The 12,842-nt window shown below is 63.0% G+C and carries 14 protein-coding genes; 11 read left to right on the top strand and 3 right to left on the bottom strand.

The window, feature by feature from the left end; all coding sequences use genetic code 11:
- Positions 1-2 precede the first annotated feature (2 nt).
- Positions 3-1,331: a 30S ribosomal protein S12 methylthiotransferase RimO gene (gene rimO, locus CK627_RS19400; protein ID WP_010634637.1), complete on the bottom strand. Its 1,329-nt coding sequence runs from the start codon at positions 1,329-1,331 to the stop codon at positions 3-5.
- 270 nt (positions 1,332-1,601) lie between these two features.
- Between rimO and CK627_RS19395 the strand changes: the two genes are divergently transcribed.
- Positions 1,602-2,693 carry an HD-GYP domain-containing protein gene (locus tag CK627_RS19395; RefSeq protein ID WP_024942930.1) on the top strand — a complete coding sequence of 364 codons (1,092 nt, stop codon included), beginning with the start codon at positions 1,602-1,604 and terminating at the stop codon, positions 2,691-2,693.
- 213 nt (positions 2,694-2,906) lie between these two features.
- Here CK627_RS19395 and CK627_RS19385 read toward each other — a convergent pair whose 3' ends face one another.
- Together CK627_RS19385 and CK627_RS19380 are read right to left on the bottom strand one after the other, a co-directional pair.
- Entirely contained in the window at positions 2,907-3,446 is a 540-nt protein-coding gene (locus CK627_RS19385; RefSeq protein WP_095593146.1) for a NifB/NifX family molybdenum-iron cluster-binding protein, read from the bottom strand.
- Positions 3,443-3,751 (bottom strand): DUF134 domain-containing protein, encoded by a 309-nt coding sequence (locus CK627_RS19380; protein WP_095593145.1) that lies wholly within the window; start codon positions 3,749-3,751, stop codon positions 3,443-3,445. The genes CK627_RS19385 and CK627_RS19380 overlap by 4 nt, the downstream gene beginning before the upstream one ends.
- Positions 3,752-3,943: 192 nt before the next feature.
- Between CK627_RS19380 and CK627_RS19375 the strand changes: the two genes are divergently transcribed.
- The 10 genes from CK627_RS19375 (at position 3,944) to fliG (ending at position 12,826) form a co-directional block, all read left to right on the top strand.
- The gene (locus tag CK627_RS19375) at positions 3,944-4,312 is read left to right on the top strand and encodes an ArsR/SmtB family transcription factor (RefSeq protein WP_005298747.1); all 369 of its coding nucleotides are present in this window, start codon (positions 3,944-3,946) and stop codon (positions 4,310-4,312) included.
- 4 nt (positions 4,313-4,316) lie between these two features.
- Positions 4,317-4,685, top strand: a complete 369-nt coding sequence (arsD, locus tag CK627_RS19370) for an arsenite efflux transporter metallochaperone ArsD (protein ID WP_005298749.1) — start codon at positions 4,317-4,319, stop codon at positions 4,683-4,685.
- A 39-nt stretch (positions 4,686-4,724) separates the two neighbouring features.
- Complete coding sequence (arsA, locus tag CK627_RS19365; RefSeq protein ID WP_095593144.1) at positions 4,725-6,488, top strand: arsenical pump-driving ATPase; 1,764 nt, start codon at positions 4,725-4,727, stop codon at positions 6,486-6,488.
- A gap of 101 nt (positions 6,489-6,589) precedes the next feature.
- Positions 6,590-7,654 carry an ACR3 family arsenite efflux transporter gene (gene arsB, locus CK627_RS19360; RefSeq protein WP_095593143.1) on the top strand — a complete coding sequence of 355 codons (1,065 nt, stop codon included), beginning with the start codon at positions 6,590-6,592 and terminating at the stop codon, positions 7,652-7,654.
- A 63-nt stretch (positions 7,655-7,717) separates the two neighbouring features.
- On the top strand, positions 7,718-8,143 hold the full coding sequence (gene arsC / locus CK627_RS19355) for a glutaredoxin-dependent arsenate reductase (protein ID WP_167385387.1): 426 nt from the start codon (positions 7,718-7,720) through the stop codon (positions 8,141-8,143).
- A 112-nt stretch (positions 8,144-8,255) separates the two neighbouring features.
- On the top strand, positions 8,256-9,032 hold the full coding sequence (gene befA, locus CK627_RS19350) for a beta cell expansion factor BefA (protein ID WP_010634629.1): 777 nt from the start codon (positions 8,256-8,258) through the stop codon (positions 9,030-9,032).
- Between the two features lie 148 nt (positions 9,033-9,180).
- On the top strand, positions 9,181-9,570 hold the full coding sequence (locus tag CK627_RS19345; protein WP_095593141.1) for a hypothetical protein: 390 nt from the start codon (positions 9,181-9,183) through the stop codon (positions 9,568-9,570).
- Positions 9,571-9,686: 116 nt separating this feature from the next.
- Positions 9,687-10,004, top strand: coding sequence for a flagellar hook-basal body complex protein FliE (fliE, locus tag CK627_RS19340; RefSeq protein ID WP_005298759.1), 318 nt, complete (start codon positions 9,687-9,689; stop codon positions 10,002-10,004).
- A gap of 55 nt (positions 10,005-10,059) precedes the next feature.
- Complete coding sequence (gene fliF, locus CK627_RS19335; RefSeq protein ID WP_167385386.1) at positions 10,060-11,772, top strand: flagellar basal-body MS-ring/collar protein FliF; 1,713 nt, start codon at positions 10,060-10,062, stop codon at positions 11,770-11,772.
- A complete protein-coding gene (fliG, locus tag CK627_RS19330; RefSeq protein ID WP_005298762.1) occupies positions 11,765-12,826 on the top strand; it encodes a flagellar motor switch protein FliG in 1,062 nt (353 codons plus the stop codon). Before fliF ends, fliG begins: the two co-directional genes overlap by 8 nt.
- Positions 12,827-12,842: the final 16 nt, after the last annotated feature.

The raw sequence follows: 12,842 nt of genomic DNA, 5'->3' as shown, positions 1-12,842 counted from the left end.
GATCAGTCGATGAGACTGGCCCACAGGTCGTACTCGTCCGCTTCGTCGATGCGGACCTTGACCATGTCGCCGGGCTTGAGGCCGGTTTCACCGTTCAGGTAGACCAGGCCGTCGATCTCGGGGGCATCGGCGGCAGAGCGGCCGGTGGCTCCCTCTTCGTCCACCTCGTCGATCAGCACCAGCATCTCTTTGCCCACCTTGCGGGCCAGCTTGCGGATGGAGACCTGCTGTTGCAGCTCCATGAAGCGCTGGAAGCGCTCTTCCTGCACTTCGGCCGGCACCGGATCCGGCAGTTCGTTGGCTTTGGCGCCCTCGACCGGGCTGTATTTGAAGCAGCCGACCCGATCCAGCTCCGCCTTGTCGATGAAGTCCAGCAGCATCTGGAACTCTTCTTCGGTCTCGCCGGGGAAGCCGACGATGAAGGTGGAACGCAGGGTGATCTCGGGGCAGATCTCGCGCCACTTCTGGATCCGCTCCAGGGTGCGCTCGACGGTGCCCGGGCGCTTCATCAGTTTCAGGATGCGCGGGCTGGCGTGCTGCAGCGGGATATCGAGGTAGGGCAGTACCTTGCCGTCGCGCATCAGCGGGATGACGTCATCCACGTGCGGGTAGGGGTAGACGTAGTGCAGGCGCACCCACATGCCGAGCTTGGCCAGCTCTTCGCACAGGGCCACCATGCTGGTCTTGACCGGCATGCCGTCGTAGAAGCCGGTACGGTGCTTGACGTCGACGCCATAGGCGGAGGTGTCCTGGGAGATCACCAGGATCTCCTTCACGCCGGCCTCTTTCAGGCGCTTGGCTTCGGCCAGTACCTCGCCGATGGGGCGGCTCACCAGATCCCCGCGCATGGAGGGGATGATGCAGAAGGTGCAGCGGTGGTTGCAGCCTTCGGAAATCTTCAGATAGGCGTAATGACGGGGGGTCAGCTTGACGCCCTGGGCCGGCACCAGGCTGGTGAAGGGGTTGTGGGTCGGCTTCTCCACGTATTTGTGGACGTGGCCGAGCACCTCTTCATAGGCGTGGGGGCCGGTGATCTCGAGCACCTTGGGGTGGATCTCGCGGATCTGGTTCTCTTTGGCGCCGAGGCAGCCGGTGACGATTACCTTGCCGTTTTCGGCCAGGGCCTCGCCGATGGCTTCCAGCGACTCCTGCACCGCGCTGTCGATGAAGCCGCAGGTGTTGACCACCACCAGCTCCGCATCGTCATAGCTGGGCACCACGTCGTACCCTTCGGTACGCAGCTGGGTCAGGATGCGCTCGGAATCGACCAGGTTTTTGGGGCAACCCAAGGAGACGAATCCTACTTTGGGGGCCTGTTTTGTGTTGGACATCGCTCAATCACTCTTAGGTGGCTCTAGTTTTAGGGCGCGGATTTTACCGGAATGGCTAACCAAAAACTATACAGCCGGCACGTCGGAAGCGAACAATCTCTTTGCCCGGGCCACAATGGGCCGTCAAAGGAGAAAACCATGGTGGCAACAGGCCTTGCCGGCCGGCCAGCGGGGTTGTGATCTCTGTTGCTGATGCTTGAGTCAATTTGGCAGGAGAGTGAAAACAGGGGTCACTATACTCCCTGCAGGAATAGCAGAAGGACGTGCGGGATGGAGAGTTCATTTGGCGAAAAAGTGCAGAATGTGCACGCCACGCTCAGGCAGCGGTTTGACAAGTTGAGCCGGGTTGCTGTCGCCATCTATGACCAGCAGACGGACAAGCTCAAGACCTTTGCCCACAGCACGGAGGGGGGCTCGCCGCTGTTGCAGTACGAGGTGAAGCTGAGCGAGGTGCCCTCCCTGCGCTATCTGGCCGAGCGCCAGCAACCCAGGGTGCTCGATACTCTGGGCTCGCTGCAGGGGTCCCCCGCCGAGCACAGCCGCAAGCTGCTGGCGGCCGGTTATGAGTCGAGTTACACCGAGCCGCTGCTGTTCAACAGCCGGCTGTTCGGTTTTCTGTTTTGCGATGCCAGGGAGCCCGGCTACTTCGATGCGGCCATTCGCGGTGAGCTGGCGGCCTATGCCCAGATCCTGGCTGCCATCATTGCCGTTGAGTTCTTCTCCATCCAGACCCTGAACGGGGCGCTGACCACGGCGCGGGAGTTCAGCCGCTACCGGGACGAGGAGACCGCCAACCATCTGCACCGCATGTCGGGCTATTCGCGGCTCATCGCCCGCGAGGTGGCTGCCCATTATCCCCTCAACGACGAGGAGGTGGAGTTCATCCATCTCTTCTCCGAGCTGCACGACATCGGCAAGATTGCGGTGCCGGACGCCATCCTGCTCAAACCGGGCAAGCTGACCCCGGAGGAGTACGCGGTGATGAAGATCCACCCGCTCAAGGGACGGGAGATGATCGCCCTGATGATCAAGGAGTTTGGTCTGGACGGCATCCATCACACCGACATGCTCAAGAACATCATTGCCTACCATCATGAGCGCTTCGACGGCCAGGGCTACCCGGAGGGGCTGGCGGGGCAGGCGATCCCGCTGGAGGCCCGCATCGTCACGGTGGCGGATGTGTTCGACGCGCTCACCAGCGAGCGTCCCTACAAGCAGGCCTGGCCGTTCGAGACGGCCTTCGAGTACCTCAAGACCCATGCCGGCAGCCAGTTCGACCCCGTCTGCGTCGCGGCGGCGCTGCGCAGCAAGGAGGCGTTTCGCGCCATCCATCAGCAGTATCGGGATCCGGCCATAACCTGACCTCTCGTTCACGCTCTCGGTGCTAGAGTCGGCTTGCCTGCCGGGGTGAATGCCTGGGGGTGGGCTCTGCAATTTGATAGAGATGCTCGGAACAAGCGCTTGCGCAGCCACAAGGCCGGTCGCTATTGCCCTGGCGCTCTGCCGCTAGCCGGGTTTGGCGCCACCAGAGCAGGGCGCTCATGGCCAGGATCAATGGGAAGGCGGCCAGCATGCTCAGCAGCAGGTGTGACATGGTTCGTCCCCTTGTTGATGATTGCAGCCGCACTGCTCTGCCTGGTGACAACCACTTTCCCTACCGATCTGTTTTTCCTTGCGGCCGTTGCAGGATGGCCGGATCCCCTTGACAAGATTCCCGGCCTTGCTGGCCTTGCTGGCCTTGCTGGCCTTGCGGCGTGACGGACTGCCCTGGCTGGCGTCGGTCAGCGGCTGAAAGTGGGCAGCAGACAGATCAAGGTGCGCCGAGCGGTACTGCCATACCGATATCCCGGCATCGAGCAGTCGGCCCAGCATGTGCTCACCGATGTTTCGCACCAGCACCTGAGTGACGGCATGGGCCTGTAGCGTCGCCAGCAGGGCCTGTTTGCCACGGCAACCCTCGCCGTTGGCCGGGTTGGACATGGTCGCGAGCACCTCGCCGGCTGGACTGACAATCTGCAGCTGCTCAGCCCGGCTGACGTGGGCGGATGGCCGGCCCCGGCTCAACAGGATGGCATGGTTGCCTGGCACGGCTGCTGTATTCACGTTCTGGTTCATTGCGCGGTTTCTCCACCGGGTTGCGGGACGTCGGGTTGCATCAACAGGGCCTTACCTAAGCTCAGGCACTCCACCACCTTGTAGCGGGCGCGCTTGAGGGTATTGGCCAAGGTCTGGCGAGAAACGCCCATGAGTCGGGCGGCCTCCTGTTGCTGCATGCCCTCCAGATCCACCAGGCGCAGCGCCTCAAACTCATCGTCGGCGAGGGCCACCTGCTCCAGTTCATGCATGGGGACACCATTGGGCTTGAAGCAGCTGTTGGCGGGGCGCCCGCAGATACGACGGGCTATTTTCGGTCTCGGCATAACGCCTCCTAATTTGCATATGCCATATATACGCCGCATAAATGGCATATGCAAATTAAAGAAAAATGTAATTGAAAGGCATGATCTTGTTGAGAGGGAGGTTGCGGCTTCACGAGCAGAGTTGGCGACAACTTGATCATTTCAATGATTCTTGTATAGTTGAAATAAAGGCGCATCCAACGAGAGACGAACATGAACAAAGAGACGGCCACCAAGGTCTTTGAATCGCTGGCATCCGGGATCCGGCTCGATGTGTGGCGGCTGCTGGTCAAGGCGGGGCTGGATGGGCGGGTCGCGGGCGAGCTGGCCGGCGAGCTCGACATCGCCCCCAACACCCTGTCGTTTCATCTCAAGGCGATGCTCAATGCCGGCCTCTTGTCGGTGGAGCAGGAGGGGCGCTTCCTGCGCTACCGCGCCAATATCCCCTTGATGCTGGACCTTATCGGCTATCTCACCGAGGAGTGTTGCGCCGGCCATCCGGAGGCGTGCGGCATGATGCGCGCCGAGTCCACTTGCTCACCCCATGTGCTGCCTGCGCAGCCCTGCTGCCACAAGGAGTAATGCCATGTCAGTCATTCAGATTTTCGACCCCGCCCTCTGCTGCGCCAGCGGCGTCTGCGGCACCGAGGTCGATCAGGCGCTGGTCACCTTCGCCGCCGATCTGGCCTGGGCCAGGGAGCAGGGTGTTGCCATCGAGCGTTTCAATCTGGCCCAGCAGCCGCTGCAGTTTGCCGAAACACCTGCGGTCAGCGCCTTTCTCACCCACGCCGGGGAGGAGGGGCTGCCGCTGGTGCTGGTGGAGGGTCAGGTGGTGCTGACCGGACGTTATCCGAGCCGTGGCGAGCTGGCCCGCTATGCCGGCCTGCCCGCGCCGCAGGCCACCATCAAGGGCATAGTGAAAGCGGCCTGCCGTCCTGGCAGTGGTTGCTGCTAAGACATTGATATTCCAAACCATGTCGTAACGGGAGAGGCTATGTATCACTTTATGACCAATCCGCCGCCGTTTCTCTTCTTCACCGGCAAGGGCGGGGTGGGCAAGACCTCGCTGGCCTGCGCCAGTGCGGTGGCCCTCTGTGACGCCGGCAAGCGGGTGCTGCTGGTGAGTACGGATCCCGCCTCCAACGTGGGGCAGGTGTTTGCCACCGACATCGGCAATCGCATCACCGCCATCGCCGCTGTGCCCGGTTTGTCGGCGCTGGAGATAGATCCCCCCGCGGCGGCCAAGGCCTATCGGGAGCGGATCGTCGGCCCGGTGCGCGGCAAGCTGCCCGAGCATGTGGTGCGCAGCATAGAGGAGCAGCTCTCCGGCGCCTGCACCACAGAGATCGCCGCCTTTGACGAGTTCACCGCCCTGCTCACCGACCCGGCGCTGCGTTCGGAGTACGACCATATCCTCTTCGACACCGCCCCTACCGGCCACACCATCCGCCTGCTGCAGCTGCCGGGGGCCTGGAGCGAATTTCTGGCGCAGGGCAAGGGGGATGCCTCCTGCCTCGGCCCGCTGGCGGGGCTGGAGAAACAGCGCAGCCAGTATGCCGAGGCCGTCGCGGCGCTGGCCGACGGCGTGCGCACCCGGCTGGTGCTGGTGGCGCGCGCCCAGCACTCCACCTTGCGGGAAGTGGCCCGCACCCATGAGGAGCTGGCGGCCATCGGCCTGGCAAACCAGCAGCTGGTGATCAATGGCCTCTTCCCCGAGGACGCTATTGCCGGTGACACGCTGGCGCAGGCCATCTGGCGGCGTGAGCAGCAGGCCCTCGCCGACATGCCGCAGGGAATAAAGGGGCTGGCCCGGGATCAGGTGCCGCTGCTGGCCACCAATCTGGTGGGGCTCGACAGTTTGCGTCAGCTGCTGCAACCACAGGATGCTGGTGGGCAGGCGCCACTGGCAACGTCAGCTCATCTGCCAGCCCAGCCCGAGTTGAGTTCGCTGGTGGACGAGCTGGCCGCCGACGGTCACGGCCTCATCATGCTGATGGGCAAGGGCGGGGTGGGTAAAACCACCCTGGCCGCTGCGGTAGCGGTGGAGCTGGCAAGCCGTGGCCTGCCGGTGCACCTCACCACTTCGGATCCGGCCGCGCACCTCGGCGAGACGCTGGCAGGCAGCCTGCCCCATCTCGAGGTGAGCCGCATCGACCCCCGCGCCGAGACCGAGCGCTACCGCGCCCAGGTGCTGGCCAGCAAGGGGGCTGCACTGGACGAGCAGGGGCGGGCGCTGTTGGAGGAGGACTTGCGCTCCCCCTGTACCGAGGAGATCGCCGTGTTTCAGGCCTTCTCGCGCATCATCCGCGAGGCGGGCAAGCGCTTCGTGGTGATGGATACCGCCCCCACCGGCCACACCCTGCTGCTGCTCGATGCCACCGGCGCCTACCACAGGGAGATCGCCCGCCAGATGGGAAACAAGGGGCTGCACTTCACCACCCCCATGATGCAACTGCAGGACCCCAAGCAGACCAAGGTGCTGATCGTCACCCTGCCCGAGCCGACGCCGGTGCAGGAGGCGGCCAATCTGCAGGCCGATCTGCGCCGTGCCGGCATCGAGCCCTGGGCCTGGCTCATCAACCACAGTCTGCAGCAAGCCGCGGTCAGCTCGCCGCTGTTGCAACTGCGGGCCGAGCGCCAGTTGCCCCATGTCGAGGCGGTCGAGCGGCAGCATGCCAGCCGCTACGCCGTGGTGCCGCTGCTTGCCGAGGAGCCGGTGGGGGCGGATGCCCTGCGCCGCCTCTGTCAGCACCACTGAGCAGTCAGCACCACTGAACAAGGGCCCCGGCCGCTTGGTCGGGGCTGATGAACATTTGTCGTTAACGAAAGAGATGCGGGATGACCGCATCGGGAGTCGTCATGTCTGCAACCTGTGATGCCAAGAGCCAACCGGCGATTGGCTTTTTTGAACGTTACCTCACCGCCTGGGTGGCCCTCTGCATTCTGGTGGGGATTGGGCTCGGGCAGGGCCTGCCGGATCTCTTCAAGGCCATCGGCGCCATGGAGGTGGCCAAAGTCAACCTGCCGGTGGGTCTTCTTATCTGGGTGATGATCATCCCCATGCTGCTCAAGATCGACTTCGGCGCCCTGCATCAGGTGAAGGGGCACCTCAAGGGGATTGGGGTCACCCTCTTTATCAACTGGCTGGTCAAGCCCTTCTCCATGGCCTTCCTCGGCTGGCTCTTCATCCGGGTGCTGTTTGCCGACTGGCTGCCGGCGGATCAGCTCGACAGTTACGTGGCGGGGCTGATCCTGCTGGCGGCGGCCCCTTGCACCGCCATGGTGTTTGTCTGGAGTCGACTCACCAACGGCGATCCCTACTTCACCCTGTCGCAGGTGGCGGTGAACGACCTCATCATGGTGTTTGCCTTCGCCCCGCTGGTGGCGCTGCTGCTCGGGGTCTCCAGCATCATAGTGCCGTGGGATACCCTGCTCACCTCTGTGGTGCTCTATATCGTCATCCCGGTCATCATCGCCCAGCTGCTGCGCAAGGCTTTGCTGAAAAAGGGAGAGGCCCATTTTGACGGCGTCATGACCCGCATCCAGCCCTGGTCGGTGGCGGCCCTGCTGCTCACCCTGGTGCTGCTGTTCGCCTTCCAGGGCAACGCAATTATCGAGCAACCGCTGGCCATCGCCCTGTTGGCGGTGCCGATCCTGATCCAGGTGCTGTTCAACTCGGGGCTCGCCTACTGGCTCAACCGCAAGGTGGGGGAGAAGCACTCGGTGGCCTGCCCTTCCGCCCTGATCGGTGCCTCCAACTTCTTCGAGCTGGCGGTGGCCGCCGCCATCAGCCTGTTCGGCTTTCACTCCGGCGCCGCGCTCGCCACCGTGGTCGGCGTGCTGATCGAGGTGCCGGTCATGCTGCTGGTGGTGCGCATCGTCAACGCCAGCAAACCCTGGTACGAAGCGGGGCTAAGCCGTTAACAGATGGCCGCTAACCCTTTTTACCTACTGTTTTTATTCACTTAAGCCATGAGAGACATGCCAATGAGTGCAATCACCATCTATCACAATCCAGAGTGCGGCACCTCCCGCAATACCCTCGAGCTTATTCGCAACAGCGGCGTCGAGCCGACCGTCATCCACTATCTGGAGACGCCCCCCTCCCGCGATGAGCTGGTGGCGCTGATCGCCGCCATGGGGATGCCGGTGCGCGAGCTGCTGCGCAAGAACGTGCCTCCCTACGAGGCGCTGGGGCTGGCAGAAGATCGCTTCAGCGATGACGCACTGATCGACGCCATGCTGGCCCACCCGATCCTCATCAACCGCCCCATCGTGGTCACCCCCCTCGGCACCAAACTGTGTCGCCCCTCGGAAGTGGTGCTCGATATATTGCCCGATCAGCAAAAAGGGGCCTTCGCCAAGGAAGATGGCGAGCAGGTGGTGGACGAGCACGGCAAGCGGCTGCGTTGACAGGGAGCGGGGCCGAGCGTCACCGGCTGACCCGGACGGTGCAGATGCACTTACCGGGTGGGCGCCGGATCTGCTACTGTGACCCTCGACTCATCACAGCGGGGGAAACAGCATGAAGATTCGATTCCTGGTGATAGCCACGGCACTGGCGCTGACCTCGGCCCCTGGCCTGGCCGACTGGGCCAAGGTGAAGGCGGCCGCGACCGAGCTTGGCAACGCGGTGAGCGACACCAGCAAGGAGGCGTGGCAGAGCGTCACCGATTTCTCCAAGGCGACCTGGGCCTCGGTCTCCCAGTGGGGCTCGGAGGCGTTCAATACCGCCGGCGCCTGGACCGACAAGAGCGTGGCCACCGGCAAGGAGTGGCTGGCGGTGGCCGACAAGAAGCTCGACGAGATGCTGGAGCCCAAGACGGCGGACGAGGCGCGCCTCGCCCTCAATACCATGGCCGACACCGCCCTGGTGCGGCTGTTCAACGAACAGCCCTCGGCCAAGCTGTTGTTTGACAAGGCATACGGCTATGCGGTGTTCGACTCGCGCAAGTTTTCCCTGATGCTGCACACCAACCAGGGGGCCGGGGTGGCCGTCAACCGTGCCACCGGCAAGCACACCTACATGAAGATGTTCGGCGCCGGGCTGGCGGCCGGGCTGGGCGGCAAGTTCTATCAGCAGGTGATCCTGTTTGAGGACAAGGCCAGGTTCGATGCCTTCGTCAGCCAAGGCTGGGAGGCCACCTCCGAGGTGGGTGCCGTGGCGGGCAAGGAGAGCGCCGAGTTGACCGCCAAGTACAACGGCGGCATGGCCATCTACCAGATCGGCGAGAAGGGGCTGCTGCTGGACGCCAATATCTCGGGCTCCAAGTACTGGGTGGACAAGGATCTGACCCGCTGATTGAGCAGAGGGTGAGCAACCGCCAGTTTTTCTTCATACTGCGCGGATTGCCGTCTGTTTAATTGGTGCGAATTACAGTAAAAAGAGGGCCTTAGGCCCTCTTTTTCATGGGCGCAGCCAGGTTCGTCAGCAAGACAAGGAGAGTGGCATGACTCAAGCATCAGCACAGGACGGGGCGGACGAAGCCCTGCGTCGGGAGTGGGACAAGCAGAGCATCTATCTGCGCCTGCAGGAGGGGATCCCCACGGCCTTCTGGGTCAGCGGGGATCTGGTCTCCCCCCTCGAGCCCGGCGCCGAGGGGTCGGCATACCAGGGTCACTTCGGTTGGGGACGTGCCGACGAGGCGACCATGGCCCTGGCGCAAGCCATCGTCGCCAGGCTGGTGGCGGTAGGACTGGTTCCCCCCAAGCTGGCGGCGAGCCGCGCGGGCTACCTCCATGACGAGGTGCTGGCCAAGCTGCCCGCCGGGGAGCACTACGATCTCCACCTGAGCTATCTGAGGCTGCTGCTGGGGGAGGGGGCCGTGCCGCGCCCCTGAGGGGCCGGCTCATCATCCGGCGACCACAAGAATCCCAGCTTCGAGGGAACTTCTCCCTAATTGGCACTTTTATTGCTTTGGTCTGCCAGCGTCAATGATTTGTCTGGGGATGAAATATGGAAATCAGTGCAAGCAGCCTGATGCAAGAGATGCAGGCCCTCAAGGTGGAAGCCGGCGCCACGCCGCTCACCCAGCCTGGCCGTCAGGTCAGCTCCGATTTTGGTCAACTGCTGCAGCAGGCCCTTGGCAACGTCAACGAGCTGCAAGGGGCCGCCAACGATCTGCGCACCCGTTTCGACATGGGCGACAACTCGGTCGACCTGTCCGAAGTGATGATCGCCGGACAAAAATCCTCCATCGCCTTCGAGGCGACGGTGCAGGTGCGCAACAAGATGGTCGATGCCTACAAGACCATCATGAACATGCCGGTGTAACTCAGGCCCATGGCGACTGAGCATCATGAACATGTCAGCAATAAGGACATAAATCGTGGCTACTGATCAAAACGGCGAACTGCTGATGAACGATGAGGGCACCGCCGCCCTCGATGAGAATGAGCAGAAGAGTTCGGCACTCGGCTTCCTCTCCAACACGGACGTGCTGCGCCAGATCACCCTGATCCTGGGGCTGGCCATCTGTCTGGCCATCGCCGTTTTCATCCTGTTGTGGGGCAAGGAGCCGGACATGCGTCCCCTTGGCACCTACACCACCCAGGAGCTGGTCAAGACCCTCGACTTCCTCGATCAGCAGAAGATCCCCTATCAGGTGGATGGCAAGAGCGTGCTGGTCAATGCCGAGAACTTTGCCAGCATCCGGTTGGCGCTGACCCGTGCCGGGCTGGCCAACGCCACTGACGCCAGCACCGACGGGGAAGACATCCTGCTCAAGGACTCCAGCTTCGGCGTCAGCCAGCGGATGGAGAGCGAGCGCCTCAAGCTGAGCCGCGAGCGCCAGCTGGCCAGCGCCATCGAGCAGTTCCAGAACGTGGCCAAGGCCCAGGTGCTGCTGGCCATTCCCAAAGACAACGTGTTTGCCCGCAACGAACGCAAGCCCAGCGCCACCGTGGTGCTGAGCCTCAAGGGCAATGCCCTCGGTCAGGGGGAAGTGGATTCCATCGTCGACATGGTGGCCTCCGCCGTGCACGGTCTGGAGCCGACCCGCGTCACCGTGACCGACCAGAACGGCCGCCTGCTCAACTCCGGCTCCCAGGATCCCATCTCTGCCCAGACTCGCAAGGAGTTTGCGATGCAGCAGAAGCAGGAGCTGGAATACAAACAAAAAATTGACGCCATCCTGATCCCGGTGCTCGGCGCCGACAATTATACGGCGGAGGTCGACCTCTCCCTCGACTTTTCCCAGCAGGAGCAGACCCGCAAGACCTACAACCCGGACCTGCCGGCGGTGCGCTCCGAAATGACCATGGAAGAGAACAGCGCCAACGGCAGCAACGGTGGCGTGCCCGGTGCGCTCTCCAACCAGCCGCCCGCCGCCTCCAACATTCCGCAGCAGGCGACCGGCCCCAACGCCGAAACCACCGCGTCCTCTTCCGGCCGCTCCCGCAAGGAGGCGACCCGCAACTTCGAACTGGATACCACCGTCAGCCATATCCGGCGCCAGATGGGTGGCATTCGCCGCATGACCGTCTCGGTAGCGGTGGACTACAAGTCGGCCACTGCCGCCGATGGCAAGGTGAGCCGCGAGCCGCGCACCCAGGCCGAACTCGATACCCTGCGTCGTCTGCTGAGCGGCGGCCTTGGCTTTGATGTGACCCGTGGTGATACTCTGGAGGTGGTCGCCATCCCGTTCAACCGGCCCGAGCTTGAAAACGTGGCCGAGGCGCCGCTCTACGAGCAGCCCTGGTTCTGGCGCGCGGTGCGCATCGCCGCCTCCGTGCTGGTCATCATAGTGCTGATCGTCACCGTGGTGCGCCCCATGCTCAAGCGCCTGCTCTATCCGGATGCCAAGCCGGAAGGGGAACTGGATTTCGACAACCACACCGTGCTGGGTGGGGATGACGAGCTCAGTCTGCTGGCGGCTCAGGCCGAAGCCGAGCCGGTGTTCGGGGTGCGCGATGGTCAACTGAAACTGCCTGACCTGCATCGTGATGAAGATTTGCTCAAGGCGGTACGTGCCCTGGTGGCGAACGAACCGGATCTGGCCGCACAGGTCATTAAAGAATGGGTAGCGAACAAAGATGGCTGACGAAAACAAGACACAGGTCACCGGCAATGACATCACCGACAGTCAGCGCCAGATCCTGGATCAGATGAGCGGCATGGAGATGGCGGCGGTATTGATGCTGAGCCTCAACGAAGAGGACGCCGCCCAGATCTTCCGCCATCTCGAGCCCAAGCAGGTGCAGCGGCTCGGCATGTCGATGGCCTCCATGTCGGATTTCAGTCACGACCGGGTGGCGGCGGTCCACCGTCAATTCATCGACGACATCCAGAAGTACACCAACATCGGTATCGGCAGCGAAGACTTCGTGCGCAAGGCCTTGGTGGCCGCTCTTGGCGAAGACAAGGCCAGCAACCTGGTGGATCAGATCATCCTTGGGTCCGGCGCCCGCGGTCTCGATTCCCTCAAGTGGATGGATGCCCGCCAGGTGGCCAGCATCATCCAGAACGAACACCCTCAGATCCAGACCATCGTCCTCTCTTATCTGGAGCCGGAGCAGTCCGCCGAGATCCTGAGCCAGTTCCCGGAACAGGTGCGCCTGGATCTGGTGATGCGTATCGCCAACCTGGAAGAGGTGCAACCGGCGGCGCTGCAAGAGCTCAACGACATCATGGAGAAACAGTTCGCCGGTGCGGCGGGTGCCCAGGCAGCCAAGATGGGCGGCCTGAAGGCGGCGGCCAACATCATGAACTACCTCGACACCAACATCGAGGGTCAGCTGATGGACTCCATCCGCGAGTCGGACGAGGAGATGAGTCAGCAGATCCAGGATTTGATGTTCGTGTTCGAGAACCTCATCGACGTGGACGATCGCGGCATCCAGACCATGCTGCGGGAAGTGCCTGGCGATCTGCTGCAGCGGGCCCTCAAGGGCTCCGACGACCAGATGCGCGAGAAGATTTTCAAGAACATGTCCAAGCGGGCCGCCGAGATGCTGGCAGACGATCTGGAGGCCATGGGGCCGATCCGGGTCTCCGAAGTGGAAGCCGCCCAGAAGGAGATCCTCTCCATCGCCCGCCGTCTGGCGGATGCCGGCGAGATCATGCTGGGTGCCGGTGGCGGCGAGGAGTTCCTCTAAACGATGGCCAACTCAT

Origin of the sequence: Aeromonas dhakensis (genome assembly GCF_002285935.1) — a bacterium.
In the GTDB taxonomy this organism is placed as follows: domain Bacteria; phylum Pseudomonadota; class Gammaproteobacteria; order Enterobacterales; family Aeromonadaceae; genus Aeromonas; species Aeromonas dhakensis.
Note: the sequence above shows the minus strand (reverse complement) of the source record. Positions and strands in the feature narration are given on the sequence as shown.